16 protein-coding genes are annotated in these 18,787 nt (G+C 70.5%); 8 read left to right on the forward strand and 8 right to left on the reverse strand.

The genetic code is table 11. From position 1 onward, the window contains the following. Positions 1-267: 267 nt before the first annotated feature. The 4 genes from PARHAE_RS09295 to PARHAE_RS09310 are packed head-to-tail and all read right to left on the reverse strand — an operon-like array spanning position 268 to position 3,612. Positions 268-1,236: a TRAP transporter substrate-binding protein gene (locus PARHAE_RS09295; RefSeq protein WP_126154336.1), complete on the reverse strand. Its 969-nt coding sequence runs from the start codon at positions 1,234-1,236 to the stop codon at positions 268-270. Positions 1,237-1,239: 3 nt separating this feature from the next. Further along, positions 1,240-2,499 carry a TRAP transporter large permease gene (locus tag PARHAE_RS09300; RefSeq protein WP_126154337.1) on the reverse strand — a complete coding sequence of 420 codons (1,260 nt, stop codon included), beginning with the start codon at positions 2,497-2,499 and terminating at the stop codon, positions 1,240-1,242. Next, positions 2,496-3,044 carry a TRAP transporter small permease gene (locus tag PARHAE_RS09305; protein WP_126154338.1) on the reverse strand — a complete coding sequence of 183 codons (549 nt, stop codon included), beginning with the start codon at positions 3,042-3,044 and terminating at the stop codon, positions 2,496-2,498. The genes PARHAE_RS09300 and PARHAE_RS09305 overlap by 4 nt, the downstream gene beginning before the upstream one ends. Before the next feature lie 4 nt (positions 3,045-3,048). After that, positions 3,049-3,612: a cytochrome b gene (locus PARHAE_RS09310; RefSeq protein ID WP_126154339.1), complete on the reverse strand. Its 564-nt coding sequence runs from the start codon at positions 3,610-3,612 to the stop codon at positions 3,049-3,051. A 177-nt stretch (positions 3,613-3,789) separates the two neighbouring features. On the opposite strand from PARHAE_RS09310, the gene PARHAE_RS09315 reads away from it, so the two are divergent. Genes PARHAE_RS09315 through PARHAE_RS09325 form a run of 3 tightly spaced genes read left to right on the forward strand, consistent with a single transcriptional unit; the run spans position 3,790 to position 9,513 of the window. Beyond that, a complete protein-coding gene (locus tag PARHAE_RS09315) occupies positions 3,790-5,421 on the forward strand; it encodes a (2,3-dihydroxybenzoyl)adenylate synthase (RefSeq protein WP_241232742.1) in 1,632 nt (543 codons plus the stop codon). Beyond that, positions 5,418-5,654, forward strand: a complete 237-nt coding sequence (locus tag PARHAE_RS09320) for a phosphopantetheine-binding protein (protein ID WP_126154340.1) — start codon at positions 5,418-5,420, stop codon at positions 5,652-5,654. Before PARHAE_RS09315 ends, PARHAE_RS09320 begins: the two co-directional genes overlap by 4 nt. A 1-nt stretch (position 5,655) precedes the next feature. Next, positions 5,656-9,513, forward strand: coding sequence for a non-ribosomal peptide synthetase (locus PARHAE_RS09325; protein ID WP_126154341.1), 3,858 nt, complete (start codon positions 5,656-5,658; stop codon positions 9,511-9,513). Here PARHAE_RS09325 and PARHAE_RS09330 read toward each other — a convergent pair. Further along, entirely contained in the window at positions 9,450-10,307 is an 858-nt protein-coding gene (locus tag PARHAE_RS09330; RefSeq protein ID WP_126154342.1) for an alpha/beta hydrolase, read from the reverse strand. The genes PARHAE_RS09325 and PARHAE_RS09330 overlap by 64 nt on opposite strands. A 130-nt stretch (positions 10,308-10,437) precedes the next feature. On the opposite strand from PARHAE_RS09330, the gene PARHAE_RS09335 reads away from it, so the two are divergent. The 5 genes from PARHAE_RS09335 to PARHAE_RS09355 all read left to right on the forward strand — a co-directional run bounded on the left by PARHAE_RS09335 (position 10,438) and on the right by PARHAE_RS09355 (position 16,481). Continuing rightward, positions 10,438-11,844: a YncE family protein gene (locus PARHAE_RS09335; protein WP_126154343.1), complete on the forward strand. Its 1,407-nt coding sequence runs from the start codon at positions 10,438-10,440 to the stop codon at positions 11,842-11,844. A gap of 52 nt (positions 11,845-11,896) precedes the next feature. Then, positions 11,897-12,985, forward strand: a complete 1,089-nt coding sequence (locus PARHAE_RS09340; protein ID WP_126154344.1) for an ABC transporter substrate-binding protein — start codon at positions 11,897-11,899, stop codon at positions 12,983-12,985. Then, positions 12,961-14,019 (forward strand): FecCD family ABC transporter permease, encoded by a 1,059-nt coding sequence (locus PARHAE_RS09345; RefSeq protein WP_241232743.1) that lies wholly within the window; start codon positions 12,961-12,963, stop codon positions 14,017-14,019. The genes PARHAE_RS09340 and PARHAE_RS09345 overlap by 25 nt, the downstream gene beginning before the upstream one ends. Continuing rightward, positions 14,016-14,783, forward strand: coding sequence for an ABC transporter ATP-binding protein (locus PARHAE_RS09350; RefSeq protein ID WP_126154345.1), 768 nt, complete (start codon positions 14,016-14,018; stop codon positions 14,781-14,783). The genes PARHAE_RS09345 and PARHAE_RS09350 overlap by 4 nt, the downstream gene beginning before the upstream one ends. A gap of 501 nt (positions 14,784-15,284) precedes the next feature. Next, complete coding sequence (locus PARHAE_RS09355; RefSeq protein WP_126154462.1) at positions 15,285-16,481, forward strand: winged helix-turn-helix domain-containing protein; 1,197 nt, start codon at positions 15,285-15,287, stop codon at positions 16,479-16,481. A gap of 7 nt (positions 16,482-16,488) precedes the next feature. Here the strand turns inward: PARHAE_RS09355 and cobS are convergent, their stop codons facing one another. Genes cobS through cobU form a run of 3 tightly spaced genes read right to left on the reverse strand, consistent with a single transcriptional unit; the run spans position 16,489 to position 18,748 of the window. Beyond that, positions 16,489-17,238 carry an adenosylcobinamide-GDP ribazoletransferase gene (gene cobS / locus PARHAE_RS09360; RefSeq protein WP_126154346.1) on the reverse strand — a complete coding sequence of 250 codons (750 nt, stop codon included), beginning with the start codon at positions 17,236-17,238 and terminating at the stop codon, positions 16,489-16,491. Continuing rightward, on the reverse strand, positions 17,235-18,239 hold the full coding sequence (gene cobT, locus PARHAE_RS09365; protein WP_126154347.1) for a nicotinate-nucleotide--dimethylbenzimidazole phosphoribosyltransferase: 1,005 nt from the start codon (positions 18,237-18,239) through the stop codon (positions 17,235-17,237). The genes cobS and cobT overlap by 4 nt, the downstream gene beginning before the upstream one ends. After that, entirely contained in the window at positions 18,236-18,748 is a 513-nt protein-coding gene (gene cobU / locus PARHAE_RS09370; protein WP_126154348.1) for a bifunctional adenosylcobinamide kinase/adenosylcobinamide-phosphate guanylyltransferase, read from the reverse strand. Before cobU ends, cobT begins: the two co-directional genes overlap by 4 nt. Positions 18,749-18,787 lie beyond the last annotated feature (39 nt).

Here is an 18,787-nt window from a genome sequence, read left to right on the forward strand (position 1 = left end):
GCGACGTGCAAAAACTTGCGCTTCCGACCTCGGCGACTGCGCTGGCTTCCGCGACCTGATCCCCGATCTGAAACGGGGCGGTGGCTATGTTGTGGACAAGGTTCGAGGGCTTTGCCGTCGACGCGGCAGGCGAAGGCCGGGTCGTCACCGACAACGACGGCGTGGACGACAGTTTGGGCAAGGCGCTGTTCCGGTCCGTCGGCCCCGTCGCCGCCGCGCAATGGCAAGGAAGGGCGCCCGCCAGACGGGCGCCTTTTGGCAGACGGCTTACCGATTCAGAAGCGCGTCCCGTTCCTGCTCAAGATCGACCAGCAGCGGCGTCTTGGCGCGCCATTCCTCGTACCAGGTCTCGACCGCGTCGCCGAAGACATCCGGCCCGACCTCTTTCAGCGGGGCGCCCGCCTCGACCAGCCGGGCGCGATAGTCGGCGTCGATTCCGGGATAGGCGGCGCGGATGTCGGCGGTCGTCTGCGCCATCAGCCCGGCGATCAGGGCGCGGTCATCCTCGGAATAGGTCTGCCATTTGCGGGCGGACGCCACGGCGAACATCGGGAAGATCATGTGCCGGGTGTCCAGAACCTGGGCCGAATGGTCGTGGAAACGGTTGTTCCAGGTGCCTTCAAGGTCGATCTGCATCCCGTCGATCTGGCCGTTGGTATAGGCGTCGAACAGTTCCGGCAGCGGCAGCGGCGTGGGCGCGGTTCCGGCGCGGGTCCAGAAATCCAGTTCCTGCGCCAGGGGCACGGTGCGGATCTTGCGGCCCGCCAGGGTCTCGCCCTCGGCCACCGGGCGCGAGACCAGCACGATCCGCATCCCCGCCATCCCCAGGCCCAGCCCCTTCAGCCCCAGCCCGCCCAGTCGGTCCTGCAAGGCGGCGGCCGTATCGCCCTCCAGCAGACGTGCGGCGGATTCGGCGTCGGGAACCAGATAGGGCGCGACCAGGATGCCGAAATCGGCGTTGCGGTTGGCCAGTTCGCCCACCGTCAGGAAGGCGAAATCCAGCGCGCCCGCTTGCAGCTGTTGCAGCATCTGCGCCTCGTTTCCCAACTGCCCCGAGGGGAAGACGCTCAGCGTCAGTCGGCCGTCGGTTTCGTCGGCCAGCCTTTCGGCCAGCTTCTGCGCCGACAGGGTCCACTGGTGCGGCGGCGGCGTGACCATGCCGATGCGCAGCGTCTCGGCGAAGGCGGGCGCGGCAATCATCAGCAGGCAGGCCGCGGCGGTTTTCAGGATCTTCATGGGTCAGGCTCCGGCTTGGAAGGCGGCGACGATGGACATGCCCGCCAGGACGGCCAGCATGGCGGCGAAGAAGGGCATCAGCAGCCAGGACAGCCGCTCGGCCCGGACCCCGGTCAGCAGCGAGGCGGTGAACAGTCCGGCGCCGACCGGGGGCGACAGCAGCCCCAGGGCCAGGTTGGCGCAGAGGATCACCCCGAAGGCCAGCGGGTCGATGCCATAGACCCCGGTCGAGATCGGCAGCAGGACCGGCGCGGTCAGGATGATGGCCGGGATCGGCTCCAGCACGGTGCCCAGCAGCAGCAGCAGCAGGTTCAGCAGGATCAGGAACATCAGGGGCGTCGCGGCCATGTCCTGCACCCAGGCGGCGGCCTGGGCGGGCAGGTTGCCGAAGGTCAGCACCCAGGCCAGTACCTGCGCGGCCGCGACCAGATACAGCACCGCGCCCGAGGTGACGGCGGTGCGCACGAAGGCGGCGGGCAGGTCGCGGGGCCGCAAGTCGCCATAGATCGGCCCGCCCACGACGATGGCCGCGACCGAGGCGACGGCGGCGGCCTCGGTCGGGGTGGCGATGCCGCCGATGATCGAGCCGATGGCGATGGCGGGGACCACCAGGGCGGGCAGGGCGTCGGCGGCGGCGCGCAGCCGCGCGGGCAGCGGCTGGGACGGAACGCGGGGCAGGGCGTGGCGCCAGCCCAGCCAGCCGATCACCAGGGCGAAGGAGGCGGCCAGGGCCAGGCCGGGAATGACCGAGGCGATGAACAGATCCCCCACCGGCACCTGCGCGATGGCGGCATAGACGATCAGGTTCATCGACGGCGGCAGGACCGGCGCCAGCAACCCGCCCGCCGCCGTCACCGTGGTCGCCAGGTCGCGGGGATAGCCCGCGCGCTCCATCTCGGGCACGGCAAGCCGGGTCATCACGGTCAGTTGCGCCACCGTGGACCCCAGGATCGAGGCCATCATCAGGTTCGCCAGCAGGTTCACATAGGCCAGCCCCGCCCGGACCGGCCAGATCAGCGCCTGCGCCAGGACCAGCAGGCGCCGCCCGATGCCGCCGACGCCCATCAGTTCGCCCAGCAGGATGAATAGCGGCAGCGACAGCAGGCTGTAGCTTTCGATGCCCGCGAACAACTGCTGGCCGAAGCCTTGCAGCAAGGCGGTGTTGCCCTGGTTCACGATCAGGATCAGCGCGGTGGCGATCATCGCAAAGGCGATGGGCGCGCCGATCGCCAGCAGCGCCAGGAAGGACAGGCCCGCCGTCACCGCCGCAGCCCCCGCAGGTCTGTCAGCAAGGCGGCCAGGCAATGAATCAGGGCCGTCGCGCAGGTCAGCGGCAGGGCCAGCCAGAACCAGATCTTGCGCAGGCCCAGGGTGTTGGTCGGATCGCTGTAGACGAAGTTGAAGCTTTCCTGGGCCAGGGCCGCGCCCGATCCGGCGCGCAGCAGGCCCGGCAGGTCGAACCACCGCCACAGGATCGCCGCCAGCACCAGCAGGAAGGCCAGCACCGCCAGGTCGGCCAGCAGCGCCAGCCGGGCGCGGCCGCGCGGGTCCAGCCGGTCGGGCAGCAGGCCGATGGCCATGTGCCCCCGCATGGCGATCCCCAGCGAGGCGCCGACGAAAGCCAGGATCACCATCAGGTGGACGGCCAGTTCGTCCGTCCAGATCAACGGCCGCCCGGCCGCGCGGGACACGACATTCGCCAGCAGCAGCGCCAGGATGGCGGCCACGAGGATGCCCCCCGCCGCGGCTTCGGCCCGCATGACGGCGCGGCTTGCCCGCTGCAAGGCGTGTTCGTCGGACGCGGACAAGGCCTCAGCGCCGCCCGGCCATGCGCTTCAGCGTGCCGTCGCGCCACATCGCCTGGTGGACGCCCACCATCGCCACATGCCCCGCGACGACGGCCAGCAGCAGCCAGGCCAGCTCTCCGTGCAGGGCGCCGGCCAGGGCGGCGGTCCATTCGACCGGCGGCGACTTGGGTGCGAAGATCTGCGCGCCGAACAGGGTCAGGCCGCGTTCGGACCCCCAGGCCCGCAGCAGGCCCAGCGACGGGATGGCCAGCATCAGCAGATACAGAAGCCCGTGCCCGGCGGCCGCCGCGCGGCCTTGCCAGCCGTCGCCATGCGCGGGCCGGGTGCGGCGATTGGCCAGGGCCCACAGGATGCGCAGGATCACCAGCACGAACAGTGCGGCGCCCACCGGCGCATGGCTGCCGACAAAGGGCGCCAGCCAGTCCTGGCGGCCATAGATCGCCCGCAGCCCCATCCCCAGGAACTGCCACAGGATCAGCGCGGCCATCAGCCAGTGCAGGATTCGCGTCACGGCTCCATAGACATGCGGCGTGTCTCGCAGCGGCACCCGCAAGGGGATATGGCTCATGGCTGGACCTCGGGCTCCGGGGGACGACCGGCGGATGGCTGCGATGGCTGGCTTTCCACGGGTCTTTCCCGCCTCTTAGCGGGTCGGACGGGCCTGTCCAAGCCCGTCGCGCGAAAAGTTGACGATTTAAGTCAGGGGGCTTATGCCGCAGGCGAACCGACCCGGAAGGCCAGCGATGTGACCCAGACCCAGCCCATCCCCCAGCAGATCTGGCCCGACGACCTGGCCGCCCGCTATCGCCAGCGGGGATACTGGCGGGGCGAGACGTTCGGCCAGATGCTGCGCGACCGCGCCGCCCGGCACCCGGATCGGCTGGCGGTGGTGGACGGCGCCAACCGCTGGACCTATGCCGATCTGCTGGCGCGCGCCGAATCGGCCGCCGGGGGTTATCTGACGCTGGGCCTGCGTCCGGGGGACCGGGTTCTGGTGCAGATCCCCAATATCGCGCCGTTCTTTCCGGCGGTCTTCGGGCTGTTCCTGGCGGGGCTGATCCCGGTCTATGCGCTGCCCGCGCACCGCCAGACCGAACTGATCCATTTCGCCGCCCGCTCGGGCGCGAAGGCCATGGTGATCGCCGACCGGCACGAGGGCTTCGACTATCGCCCGCTGGCCGATCTGGTCCGGGCCGAGGCCCCCGGCATCGCCCATGTCGTGGTCATCGGCGAGCCGGGCGGCGGTCATGTTCCCTTCGACAGCCTGCAAGCCGGTCCCGGATTGCCGCAGGTCGATCCGTCCTCGGTCGCGTTTCTGCAAATCTCGGGCGGGTCCACGGGCCTGTCCAAGCTGATCCCCCGGACGCATGACGACTATATCTACAGCTTCCGCGAAAGCGCGCGGATCTGCGGGCTGACCGGCGACAGCGTGTATCTGTGCGCGCTGCCCGTCGCCCATAACTTCCCGATGAGCTCGCCCGGCGTCTTCGGGGCGCTTCATGCGGGCGCGCGGGTGGTGATGGCGCCGAACCCGGCTGCGGAAACCGCCTTCTCGCTGATCGCGCGCGAAGGGGTGACGATCACCGGCGTGGTGCCGCCCGTGGCGCTGCTGTGGATGGCGGCGGCGGCCAAGACCCCGCACGACCTGTCCAGCCTGCAAGTGTTGCAGGTCGGCGGCGCCAAGTTCATCCCCGAGGCCGCCGCCCGCGTCCGCCCGACCCTGGGCTGCACGCTGCAACAGGTCTTCGGCATGGCGGAAGGGCTGGTGAACTATACCCGCCTGGACGATCCTGAGGAGATCGTCACCGGCACCCAGGGCCGCCCGATCAGCCCCGACGACGAGCTGCTGATCCTGGACGACAACGGCGATCCCGTGCCCGAGGGCGAGCCGGGCCATCTGCTGACGCGCGGCCCCTATACGATCCGCGCCTATCACAACGATCCGTCGGCCAACGCGCGCAGCTTCACGCCCGACGGCTTCTATCGCACCGGCGACATCGTGAAGCGGCTGCCCGGCGGCTATCTGGTGGTGCAGGGCCGGGCGGGCGATCACATCAACCGCGCGGGCGAGAAGATTTCCGCCGAAGAGATCGAGGATCACCTGCTGGCCCATCCGGCGGTCTTCGACGCCGCCGTGGTTTCCATTCCCGACGAGTTCCTGGGAGAACGAAGCTGCGCCTTCGTCATCGCCGCCGAGGGCGCCAGCCCGCGCGCGCCGGAGCTGAAGGCCTTCATGCGCGGGCGGGGGGTTGCCGACTTCAAGGTGCCCGACCAGGTGGTCTTCGTCCCCGAATTCCAGACCACCGCCGTCGGCAAGATCAGCCGCAACGTCCTGCGCGCCGAATTGCGAAGCCGCTATCTGAAGGAAACCACATGACCCTCACGCTGGACCGGATGCGCGCCGATATCGCCAAGGCCATCCATATGGACCCTTCCGAGATTCGCGACGACGACCATCTGGGCGACCTGGGCCTGGATTCCCTGCGCCTGATGCGCCTGGTCCTGGCCTGGGAGGAGGCGGGCCTGACCGCCGATTTCAGCCTGTTCGCCGAATACGAGACGCTGGGCGACTGGTGGACCCATATCGTGGCGCCCGCTCAAGGTGCCTGACATGCGCCCCCTGACCGAGGCGCAGGAGGGGTTGTGGTATGCCCAGGCGCTTGACCAGACCAACCCGATCCTGAACACCGGGCAGTATCTGGACCTGCGCGGCCCGGTCGATCTGGAGGCTCTGCACCAGGCGCTGACCAGGACGCTGAGGGAAACCGAGGCGTTGCGCCTGCGCTTCCGCCAAGGCCCGCACGGCCCGGAACAATGGCTGGATCCCGCGCCGATCCTGCCCGCCCTCGTCCGCCCGGCCGACGAGGCCCAGGCCCATGCCGCCATGCGCGCCGACAGCGGCCGCGCCATCGACCTGGCGGCGGAACCGGCGGCGGCTTTCACGATCTTCGCTCTCGGTCCCGACCGGGTGCTGGTCTATGAACGCATCCACCATCTGGCGATCGACGGCTATGGCATGGTGCTGGTGACGAACCGGATCGGGGAACACTACTCGGCCATCGTGACCGGCGGCCCGGCGCCGTTGCCCTTTCCGCCGCTGGACCGCGCCCATGACGAAGATGCGGCCTATCGCGCATCCGACAGGCGCGCGCAGGACGCGGCATGGTGGCAGGCCCGGCTGGCGGGCCTGCCCGAGGTGACGGGTCCGGCGACCGGGACCGCCGTCAGCGCCCATCATTTCCTGCGCGAAAGCCGCTGGCTGGACGCGGGCCTGCTGGCGCGGCTGGCCGATTTCTCTGACACCCATCGGCTGGGCTGGCCGGACGCGCTGACCGGGTTGACCGGCGCCTATCTGGCCCGCTGGACGGGCGGCAGCGCCGTGATCGGCGTTCCCTTCATGGCCCGGATGGGGCGCAAGATCGCGCGCCTGCCCTGCATGGCGATGAACGTCCTGCCGCAGCAGGTCACCCCCGACGAGGAGGCGCCGCTGGCCGACTGGCTGTCGGGCCTGGCCCGCGACATGGCCCAGGCGCGCCGCCACGGCCTGTATCGCAGCGAATATCTGCGCCGCGACCTGGGCCTGATCGGCGGATCGCGCAGGCTGTACGGCCCGCTGGTCAACGTTCAGCCCTTCGACCGCGCGCCGCGTTTCGCGGGTTTGCAGGTCGGCCTGCATATCCTGGGCGCGGGGGCCGTGGACGACCTGACCCTGACCTTCCGGGGCGATCCGCAATCGGGCCTGCTGTTCGAGGTGGACGCGAACCCGACCCTTTATTCCCCGCAGGACGTGGCCGGTCATTCGGCCCGCCTGCCCGAATTCCTCGCCGCCGCCCTGGACGCCGCGACCCTGGCCCCCGTGCCGACCGCCAGCCGGGCCGAGATCGCCGCTGCCGCAGCCGTCAACGCGACCGACCGTCCGATCCCCGACACCACCCTTGCGGCGCTGATCCAGGCGCAGATCGCCGCGACCCCCGATGCGCCCGCCGTGACCTTCGGCGACAGCACGATCAGCTTCGCGGATCTTGACCGCCGCAGCGCCGCATTGGCGGCGCATCTGGCCGGGATGGGGGCGGGTCCGGGGCGGATCGTGGCCGTCGCGCTGGAACGGTCGCTGAACCTGCCGGTGGTGCTGCTGGCGATCCTGCGGGCGGGCGCGGCCTATCTGCCGCTGGACCCGGATCATCCGCCCGACCGCATCGCGCGGATTCTGTCGATGGCCCGGCCGGTTGCGGTGATAACCTCACTCGATCTCAAGGCGCTGTTCCCGGCCGATGCGCCGCTGCTGACCGACTGGCCGGACCACGGGACCGCCCCGGCCCGGCCCGCACCGGACGACATGGCCTATGTCATCTTCACCTCGGGTTCGACGGGGGAACCCAAGGGCGTGGTCATCGATCACCGCGCCATCGTCAACCGCCTGCTGTGGATGCGCGATCACTACGGCATCGACGCATCCGACCGCATCCTGCAAAAGACCCCTGCCACCTTCGACGTGTCGGTGTGGGAGTTCTTCCTGCCGATGATCGCGGGGGCCGAACTGGTGATGGCCCCGCCCGGCGCGCATCGCGATCCCTCGGCCATCGCCGCGCTGATCCGCCGCCACGCGATCACCACGCTGCATTTCGTGCCCTCGATGCTGTCGGCCTTTCTGGCCGCGCCCGCGTCCCAGGGTCTGGCCCTGCGCCGGGTCTTCTGTTCGGGCGAGGAACTGACCGCCGATCAGCGCAGCCGGTTCCACGCCCGCATCCGGGCAGAGCTGCACAACCTCTATGGCCCGACCGAGGCCGCCGTCGATGTCAGCTTCTGGCCCGCCGGGCCGGAGGATGCCTCGAACCCGCTGCCCATCGGCTGGCCGGTCTGGAATACCGCGCTGCATGTCCTGGACGACCGGATGCGCCCGGTCCCGCCGGGGCTGGCGGGGCATCTGTATCTGGGCGGGGCGCAGCTTGCGCGCGGCTATCTGGGCCGGGACGACCTGACGGCGCAGCGCTTCATCGCCGCGCCGGACGGGACGCGGCTTTACGCAACGGGCGATCTGGCGCGCAGGCGGCATGACGGGGCCGTGGTCTATCTGGGCCGGTCCGACCATCAGGTGAAGATCCGCGGGCTGCGGATCGAGCTGGGCGAGATCGAAGCCGCCGTCATGGCCTCGGGCCTCGCCCGCGAATGCGTCGTCCTGGCGCGAGAGGATCGGGCAGGCGAGAAGCGCCTGGTGGGCTATGTCGTGCCCTCGGGGGGCGATCCGGCGGGGCTGTCCGCGCATCTGGCCGCCAGCCTGCCCGCCTATATGGTTCCCGCCGCCTGGGTCATGCTGGACGCCTTGCCCGTCACGTCGAACGGCAAACTGGACCGCAAGGCGCTGCCCGCGCCGGAATTCTCGGCCGCCGGGCGCGCGGCGCAGACGGAGACCGAACACCTGCTGTCCCGCCTGTATGCCGAGGTTCTGCACCTGCCCGACCTGCCTGGCGCCCAGGCCGATTTCTTCGCGCTTGGCGGCGATTCCCTGTCCGCCGTCCGCCTGTGCCTGCGGATCGAGGAGGAAACCGGCCGCGATCCCGGCCTTGGCACGATCTTCGAGCATCCGGTGCTGGAGCTTCTGGCCGCCGCGTTTGAGAAAGCACATCAGGATGACGGCCTCAGCCCCTTGATCCTGCTTGCAGATGGCGATCCGGCGGCATCGCCGCTGTTCCTGATTCATCCGGCGGGCGGCATCGCCTGGGGCTATCGCCACCTGGCCCGGCTGATCGCGCCCGCGCGGCGGGTCTGGGGGGTGCAGCACCCGGCGCTTGACCTGACGGTGCCGCTGCCCGACAGCCTTCAGGCCCTGGCGCGGGACTATGCGGCGCGGATCGCGGCGGTGGCCCCTGACGGGCCGGTCCATCTCGCCGGTTGGTCGGTGGGCGGCATCCTGGCGCAGTCCGTGGCCATCGAGCTTGCCGCGCATGGGCGGCAGGCCGGCCTGGTCGCCGCGTTGGACAGCTATCCCGCCGATGTCTGGCGCAATGAGCCGGAACCCGATCCCGTCGCCGCCCTGCGCGCGCTGCTGGCCATCGCGGGCCACGACCCGGACGCGCATCGGGATCTGGACACGCGGCAAAAGGTCGTGGCCTTCCTGCGCGCGGGCGACACCGCGCTTGGCGCGCTGCCCGAAGCCGTGCTGGACGGCGTGGTCCGCACCGTCACCGACACCAACCGCCTGGTGCGCGGCCATCACCACCGGCATTGGCCCGGCAGGCTGACCCATATCCGCGCGGGTCTGGACCACCGGGACCGCGACCTGCGCGCCGGGATGTGGCGGGCCTATGCGACCCATGTCGAGGAACTGTCGGTGCCGTTCCTGCATCCCGCCATGACCTCGGCCGCCGCCTCGGCGCTGATCGCGCCGATGCTGGCCGCGCGGATGGATCAGGCTGACGCGGCGGCGAAGGGCAGCGCCAGCGGCAGGGATCCGGCGATCGTCTCGATGTGAATCAGTCCCGGCAGGACGTGGACCTGCGGCGACAACCCGTTGCGGTCGCGCAGGTCGGCCACGAACTGCATCGTCGCGGGGGCCGGGCCGTCGGGTGGCGGGCCGTCGCTGCCCGACCGCTTTTCCCGGTCGCCCAGGGCAACCAGCAGGGGCGGCGGCGCCGTCATCCGCTCCGCGCGGTCGGCCACCCGCCGGATCAGCGCCTCGTCCCACCAGATCGACGGGCTGATCGCGGCATATCGCGCAAAGGCATCGGGCCGGGTCAGCAGCGCATACAGCGTGAACAGCCCGCCGAAGGAATGGCCCCACAGCGCGCGCCGGGCCGGATCGACGGGGGCCGCGCTTTCGGCCGCCGCGCGCAGCGGGCCGGTCAGCCGGTCCAAGAACTGCGCCGCGCCCCCGGCCATGCGGCCCGGATGAACCGGATCGGGGCGGATGCCGTCGCCCGTGCCCCCCGATGCGGAAAAGTCGGGCGCGGTGAAGTCCAGCGTGCGCTGTTCGCGGGCGAATTGCCGGTCGGTGTCATAGCCGACGCCCGCCAGAATCAGCCCCGGCACCATCGCCAGGTGATCGGGCGTCAGGAAGTCGAAGGCGGCGTTGCCGTCCAGCAGATACAGGATCGGCCAGCCCGCCGCCGGGGGCGTGCCGCGCGGCACGGCAAGAAACAGCCGGTGCCCCGGACCCGCGTTCACGACAGTTTGCGACAAAGAATGTGTCGGCACCTCGGCATCGAAAATCCGCAAGCCCGCGTGCTTGCGCGCATGGTCCGGCCCGACTTTTCCGGTGTTGTGCATTCGATCCCTTACCATTTTCCTGGCGGACAAGGTTGACAAACTTCGTCGGGAATATACTGCTGCCCGCGATCGAAGCCAGCCCGGATGCCGGACAAGCCTGAAAAGCGATCCATTCTTCAAGGAGATCACGATGGCAACCCTTTCTCGCCGCCCCGTCCGCGCCCTGTTCGGCGCCTCTGTCCTGGCCCTGATGCTGGCCGCAGGCCCCGTCGCCGCCGAAACCATCTTCACGCCCACCTCTGACGGGTTTGTCGGCGATGTTTCCGCCTCGGCCCCAGAACGCGCGCCAATCTATGCGGGCACGAAAGTCACCATCTCGGGCGAGGATCTGGCCCCTGGCCAGCAGATCACCCTGATGCGCGGCACCACGGTGCTGAACGCCGACGGGCCGCTGACCGTGGCCGAAGACGGCACCTTCAGCTTCGACGTGACCGTGGACGAGGAAGCGGCCACCGGCCTGCAACCCATCGTCGTCATCGGCGAAAATCCGGCGGCGGCGACGGTGGTGGACCTGAAGGTCTCGCCGCAGATCCCGGTGTCGGGGGCCGAACAGTTCACCATCCTCAGCCAGCCGGTGACGCGCGGGCTGTATCAGGTGGCCTACAGCCCGAAATCCGACGCGCTGTTCGTCACCGCCGCCGTGGGACGCCCGCCGGTCAAGGAATCGGCGCTTGTGAAGGTGAACCCGGACACGCTGGAAACTGTCGCCTCGGTCGCCCCCGAGGCCGCCCCCGCGCGCGAGGATGGCAGCGACGGCGGGGTCTTCGCGGTCTATGGCGTCGCGGTCGATGACGCGAACGGCACCGTCTGGGTGACCAACACCCGCCAGAACACGGTGGCGGTCTATCGGCAGGACGATCTGTCGCTGGTCAAGCAGTTCGAACCCGGCGCCGCCACCCATGGCCGCGACGTGGTGATCGACGAGGCGAACGGCCGCGCCTATGTCAGCACCAGCCTCACCCCGGAAATCCTGGTCTTCGACACCAAGACGCTGGAGCCGCTGGACCCGATCACCGTGCAGTCCGCCATCCGCGGCGAGGATTTCGGGACCATGGCCCTGGATCTGGACGCCCAGTCCGGCAAGCTGGTCACGGTCAGCCTGAACACGCCCGAAGCCGCCGTCATCGACCTGAAAAGCGGCGAGGTGAAGGTGATCCCGGCGAAAGGCGCGCAGGGCGCGTCCGGCGCGGCCTATGACGCCCAGGACGGGCTGATCTTCGTCGCCTCGCAACAGACCGACAACCTGCTGATCCTCAAGGCCGACACGGGCGAGGTTCTGCATGATGTCGAGGTCGGCGCGGGTCCGCTGAACGTCACCTTCGAACCCGTCAGCCGCCGTGCCTTCGTCGCCAATCGCGGGTCGGGCACGATCACGGTTGTGGATACCCAGGGCCAGATCGTCGCCAATCTGGATGCGGGCAGCTTCCCGAACCAGTTGCGCGCCGACGGCAAGGGCAATGTCTATGCCGTGAACAAGTCGCGCGGCGAAAACGACGAGGCGGGCGACCGCGTGTGGCGCATCCACGCCGCCGACTGATCCGAGACCGGCGCGGGCAGCAAAGCCCGCGCCATCAGCTTAAGGAAAGCCCATGCTTCTGCGTTCCCTTGCCCTTGCGGTCTGCACCGGCCTTGGCTTTCCGGCGTTTGCCGACATCACCGTCACCGACATCCTGGACAGGCAGGTGACGATCCCCGAACCCGCCCATCGGATCGTCCTGGGCGAGGGGCGGCACCTAGCGGTCCTGGGCCTGATCCACGACGATCCGGTGTCGCTGGTGGCGGGCTGGCGGCTGGAACGCGCCCTGGACGAGCCGACCATGGCCGCCTATCGCGCGAAATTCCCGGCCATCGACGCGATCCGGACGGTCGGCGGCGGCGCCCGCAGCATTTCCGCCGAAACCGTGATCGCGCTGCAACCCGACCTGCTGGTCATGTCGCTGATGGACGCGAACGACCCCGCCATGCAGCGGGCCCGCGACCAGATCGAGGCGGCGGGCATCCCGGTCGTGCATGTGGATTTCTTTTCCCATCCGCAGGAAAACGCGATCCCCAGCCTGTGGATCCTGGGCAAGCTGACCGGGGCCGAAACGCGGGCCGAGGAGTTCGCGCAGTTCTATCAGCAGCGCCTTGACCGCGTCCGCACCCGTCTGGCCGATCCGGCGATTTCCCGGCCAAGCGTGTTCTTTCACGTCCACGCGGCGCCGCAGGGATGCTGTTCCACGGTTGGGCAAGGGGTGTTTCACGACTTCATCGCCACGGCGGGCGGGCGCAACATCGCCGACGCCGCCACGGGCGTGCAGGCCAATGTCAGCCTGGAATACCTGATCGGCGCCGATCCAGACTTCTACATCGCCACCGGCGGCACGCACATGGCCGCGCGCGGCGGGCTGGTGCTGGGGTCGGGCGTCGGCCCGGATCAGGCGCGCCGGACCTTCGGCGCGCTGATCGGGGCGCCCGGCTTCAACGCGCTGTCCGCCGTCCGCGACGGCCGTGCGGCGGGCGTCTGGCACATGTTCAACGACTCGCCGATCCACATCGCGCTGATCGAATACCTGGCCAAGACCTTTCACCCCGACCTGTTCGCGGATCTTGACCCCGCCGCCACATTGGCCGAGATCGAGGCGCGGTTTTCGCCGGTGGCAGTGGACGGGACGTGGTGGATCGACAATCGGCAATAGGCGGCGTCCTGCTGGATCGCTATCACCGGCAGAACCGGCGGCGCGCGGTTCTGCTGGGCGTGATGGTGGTGATGGCGGCGGTTGGCGTCGTGATGGACCTGATGACCGGCCCCGCGGGCCTGCCACTGGCCGATACGCTGCGCGCCCTGACCGGGGCCGAGGTTTCGCGCGCGACCGAGGTGATCGTCTGGCAGGTCCGCCTGCCCGTCGCCGCGATGGCCCTGTTGGTCGGCGCCGCCCTGGCGCTGTCGGGGGCGGAAATGCAGACCGTGCTGGAAAACCCGCTGGCAGAGCCGTTCACGCTGGGCGTGTCGGCCTCGGCCGCCCTGGGTGCGGCCACGGCGGTCGTGCTGGGCATGACGCTGCCCTTCCTGCCCGCGCAATGGTCGATTTCCGCCAATGCCTTCCTGTTCTCGCTTGGCGCCCTGATGCTGCTGCAACTGCTGGGCCGGTTGCGCGGCGGCGGACCCGAGGTGCTGATCCTGTTCGGCATCGCGCTGAATTTCGCGGCGGGCGCGTTCCTGTCGATCCTGCAATTCGTGGCATCCGCCGATGCGTTGCAGCAGCTGGTGTTCTGGACCATGGGCAGCCTCGCCTCGGCCACCTGGCAGGGGGTCACGGCCCTCGTCCTGGTGCTGGCGGCGTGCGTCCCCTTTTCGATCCGCGCCGCCTGGCAGCTGACCGCCCTGCGCATGGGCGAGGATCAGGCCCGCAGTTTCGGCGTCGATGTCGATGCCCTGCGCCGCTGGGCGCTGCTGCGGGTCGGGCTGCTGGCCGCGACGGCGGTGTCGCTGGTGGGTGTGATCGGCTTCGTGGGCCTGGCCGGGCCGCATATCGCCCGGATGCTGGTGGGCGAGGATCACCGCTTCTTCCTGCCCGCCAGCCTGCTGACCGGCGCCCTGGTCATGTCGCTGGCCTCGACGCTGTCCAAGATGGTGGTGCCGGGCGTCCTGCTGCCGGTGGGGCTGGTCACGTCGCTGATCGGGCTGCCGATCTTCTTCTGGCTGATCCTGCGCGGGCGGGCGCGGCGATGACCGGCTTGCGCATCCGCGATGTCAGCCTGCATTACGGCAGGCGGCCCGTGCTGCGCGGGCTGAGCCTGCCCGAATTGCGGGCGGGCGAGGTCACGGTTCTGGCCGGTCCCAACGCCGCCGGGAAATCGACGCTGCTGCGCGCCATCGCCCAGCTTGCCCCCTATCGCGGCCGGATCACGCTGGACGGCGAGGATCTGGCCCGGATGCCGATCCGGCGCCGCGCCCGGCTGATCGGGGTGATGCCGCAGGCGCTGCCCTCGGGGTCGTCGCTGATCGTGCTGGAAAGCGTCATCGCCGCCCTGCGCGCGGGCAGCGACGGGTTCGGCGCCCAGGCGGACGCCCAGGCCATGGCGGTGCTGGACCGCCTGGGCATCGCCGATCTGGCGATGGAGCCGATGGAGCAGTTGTCGGGCGGCCAGCGGCAGATGGTCAGCCTTGCCCAGGCCATCGTCCGCGACCCGCGCGTCCTGCTGCTGGACGAACCGACAAGCGCCCTGGATCTGGCCCGGCAGGTGCGGCTGCTGGGGGAGTTGCGCGCCCTTGCCGCCGAGGGCCGGATCGTCGTCGCCGTGCTGCACGACCTGGCGATGGCCGCGCAATGGGCGGACCGCATCGTCCTGCTGCATCGCGGGGAGTTGCACGCCAGCGGCCAGCCCGCCGCCGTCCTGACCCCTGCCATGCTGGCCCAGGTCTATGGCGTCAGCGCACGGGTCGAGCGGTGTTCACAAGGCCGCATCACCGTCCTCATCGACGCCGAGATCTGAGGCGGGCAGCGTGATCCGCGCAGCCGGCCCGGCCCCCCGTCGCGGACGGTGACGGTCACGCAGCCGCCGTCGCGGGCCACCGCCCCATCGGCCCCGCCCGCAGCGCAACGCGTTGTCGATCAGCTTTCCGATCGCGCGCCATGGCCACCCTGCGCACCGCCGCCACGGCGGGCGGGGCTGCTGATCTGGGAGGCCGCCGCAGGCCATGAAGTGGACCTGGATCTGGCATTCCCGCGTCAGGGCAGCACGCCGCGCCTGGAATCGCCCGAAGGCGATCCGACGACCGGCACGCTGGTCAATGTCTCGCGCGGCTCGGTCGTGGACGACCCGGCGCTTACGGCACTGCCCAATGGCACGCTGTATCCCCACCACGCCAGCGGGACCAAGGAAACCCGCGGCCGCATGGCGCAACTGACGCGGGACAACCTGGACGCGTTCTTCGCAGGCCGCCCGCTGCCGACGCCGATTGCGGTTTTCGTGCCCGCCGCTAGTCTGGCCCGCATGACCGTGCCCCTGCTGACAAATGCCGATGCGCGCCGGCTCTTCCTGGACCGCCACCTGCTGCTGGGGCAGGGGTCCGGCCCGGCCAGGGGCGCCGATCTGGCCGGGGTGCTGGATGATCTGGGCTTCGTGCAGGTGGACAGCGTGAACACGCTGGCGCGGTCCCATGACCTGATCCTGTGGTCGCGGCGCGGGCGGTATCGGCCCGCTTCCCTGGATCACCTGGTCGCCCGCCATCGCGCCGCCTTCGAACACTGGACCCATGACGCGGCGATCGTGCCGATGCGGTTCTATCCGATGTGGCGGCTGAAATTCGCCCGCGACGAGGCGCGGATCCGGCGACGCTGGCCCGCCTGGCAGGGCGAGGGCTGGGATCGAGAGATCGATGCGGTCCTGCAACGCATCGCCGATCACGGCCCGGCCAGTTCGCTGGAGGTGGGCGACGACGCGCCGCGCAAGGGGGCAGGGTGGTGGGACTGGCATCCCTCGAAGGTGGCGCTGGAATATCTGTGGCGGTCGGGGCGGCTGGCGATCAGCCATCGCAGAGGTTTCCGCAAGGTCTACGACCTGGCCGAACGGGTGATCCCCGCGCAGGTCCGCGATGTCCGGCTGGAGGCGCCCGAGGTGATCGACTGGGCAATGTCGGCGGCCATGGACCGGCTTGGCTTTGCCACCAGCGGCGAACTGGCCGCCTTTTTCGAAATCGCCACCCGCGACGAGGCGCGGCAATGGTGCGCCGACGCCCTGTCCGCAGGCCGTATCACCGCCGTGGATGTCGAGATGGCCGACGGATCGCGGCGGCGCAGCTTTTCCACGGCATCCCTGCTGGACGGGCTGGCGTCGCTGCCGCAGCCCTCGGGGCGGGTGCGGCTGCTGTCGCCCTTCGATCCGGCGCTGCGCGACCGGGCGCGGGCGGAACGTCTGTTCGGCTTTCGCTACAGGATCGAGATCTTCGTGCCCGCGCCGCGACGACGCTATGGCTATTACGTCTTTCCCGTCATGCAGGGCTGCCGGTTGATCGGGCGGCTGGATGCGAAGCGCGAGGGCGGGGTGCTGGCGGTCCGCGCCTTCTGGCCCGAGGCCGGGGTCCGCATGGGCCGCGCCCGGCAGGCGGGGCTGACCGCCGAATTGCAGCGCATCCTGCCGCTGGCCCGGACGGCCGAGATCCGCTTCGCCCCCGACTGGCTGCGCGCCTGAACCGCCCTTACCAGGCGGACAGGACAAGCCAGCCGGTGACTTCGGTCGCCAGTTGGACGGCGCCCAGGACATCGCCGGTCTGGCCGCCCAGCCGCCTGCGCGCCAGGGCGGCGGTGCCGAAGGCCGCCCCCGCGCCGGCCGCCAGGATCCAAAGGCCCGGCCATCCCGCGACCGCCGCCAAGACGACCGACAGGACCAGCCCTGCGGCCCAGACCGAACCGGCCTGACCCGCCGCGCCCCGGCCCAGCCCGTCGGGCCGCGCGGGCGGCAGCAGGATCAGCGCCGCCAGCATCGCCTGGCGCGACCAGACCGCCACCAGGACCGCCGCCGCCAGGGACAGGCCATCGGCGATCTCGGCCAGGGCGGCGGCGCTTGCGAAGACGGCCAGGATCAGCGCCAGGGCGCCATAGCTGCCGATCCGGCTGTCGCGCATGATCCGCAGGCGATCCTCGCGGTCCTTGCCGCCGCCGATCCCGTCGGCGACATCCGCAAGCCCGTCGTGATGAAGCCCCCCCGTCGCCAGCGTTGCCGCCCCCAGGCCGATCAGCGCCGCCGGCAGCGGCCCCAGCCCGACCGCCATGGCCCCGTGCAGGACCGCCCACAGGATCGTCCCGACGATCAGCCCGACCAGCGGAAAGGCCCATCGCGCCTGGGCCAGCGAGGGCACGGGTTCGCGCAGCCGCCCCGCCGGGATGCGGGTCAGCAGCATGATCGCCAGCCGCGCCTGGTCGATGCGGCGCAGCAGGGTTCCGGTCATCCGATTCCAGCCTCGGCAAAGGTCGCCATGCCGTCGTGGCAGGCCAGGGCGCCGCGCAGGATCGTCAGCGCCAGGGCCGCGCCGGTGCCTTCGCCCAAGGCCAGGCCCAGATCCAGGATCGGCTGCTTGGCCATCGCGGCGCACAGCCTTGCATGGCCCGGCTCGGCGCTGCGGTGCCCGATCAGGCAGTGGTCCAGCAGATGCGGGTCGGCCCCATGCAGCGGCGCCACCGCCGCGGTGCAGATATAGCCGTCCAGCATCACCGGGATCCGGGCCATGCGCGCGGCCAGCACGGCGCCGCACAGCGCCGCCTGTTCCCGCCCGCCAAGCGCGGCCAGCAGATGCAGCGGCGGCAACCCGGCATGGCGGGCCACGCCCTGCGCCACGACCCGGCTTTTCAGCGCCAGCCCGCTGGCGTCGCTGCCGGTTCCGCGTCCCACCCAATCCTCGGGCGCGCCGCCGCAGACCGCATGGGCCAGGGCGGCCGAGACGGTGGAATTGCCGATCCCCATCTCTCCCAGGATCAGCAGGTCGGCCCGGTCGTCCACGGCATCGGCGCCGCGCAACAGGGCGTCCAGGCATTCGGCCTGCGACATCGCGGGCGCTTCGGTGAAATCGGCGGTCGGGCGGTCCAGGTCGATCGCCACGACGCGCATGTCGGCGCCCGCCACCCGGCACAACTGGTTGATGGCCGCGCCTCCGGCGGCGAAATTCGCCACCATCTGCGCCGTGACCGATTGCGGGAACGGGTTCACGCCCTGCGCGCAGATGCCATGATTGCCCGCGAAGACCAGGGCCTGCGCGCGGTCGATGCGGGGGCGGTCGGTCCCCCGCCAGCCCGCCATGAAGACGGCCAGATCCTCCAGCCGCCCCAGCGATCCGGGGGGCTTGGTCAGTTGCGCCTGGCGGTCGCGCGCGGCCTGCGCGGCGGCGGTGTCGGGACCGGGCAGGTCCAGCCGCAGGATGTCGTCAAGCGCGGTCAGCGCGGAAATGGGGGTCATTGCGGTTTTACCTTCAGGGGATGGCCGGCGACGCACAGCCACAGTTCGTCGCAGGCGGTCGCGATCCGCTGGTTCGTCAGACCGGCGGCGTCGCGGAATGCCCGCGCCAAGGCGTTGTCGGGCACGATGCCGGATCCGACCTCGTTGGTGACCAGGACCACGGGCGAGGCCAGACGCGGCAGCAGATCGGCCAGTTCCTGGACCGCGGCCTCCCAGTCCTGGCCCGCCAGCATCAGGTTCGACAGCCACAGCGTCAGGCAATCGACCAGCCGGGGGGCCTGGCCGTCGCTGTCGCGCAGCGCCTGTGCCAAGGCCAGCGGTTCGGCCAGGGTGGTCCATTCGCCGCCCCGGCGGGCCTGGTGGCGGGCGATGCGGTCGGCCATCTCGGCGTCGCGCGGCTCGGCCGTTGCGATATAGATCGCGGTCGGGCCCAGCGACAGCGCAAGGCGTTCGGCCAGGGTGCTTTTGCCCGAACGGGCGCCGCCGGTAATCAGGATCGACTTCGTCATGGTGGCGTGAAAAAAGCAGGTTTGCCGCAGATTGGAAAG

The sequence above is a fragment of the Paracoccus haematequi genome (genome assembly GCF_900631945.1).
GTDB lineage: Bacteria > Pseudomonadota > Alphaproteobacteria > Rhodobacterales > Rhodobacteraceae > Paracoccus > Paracoccus haematequi_A.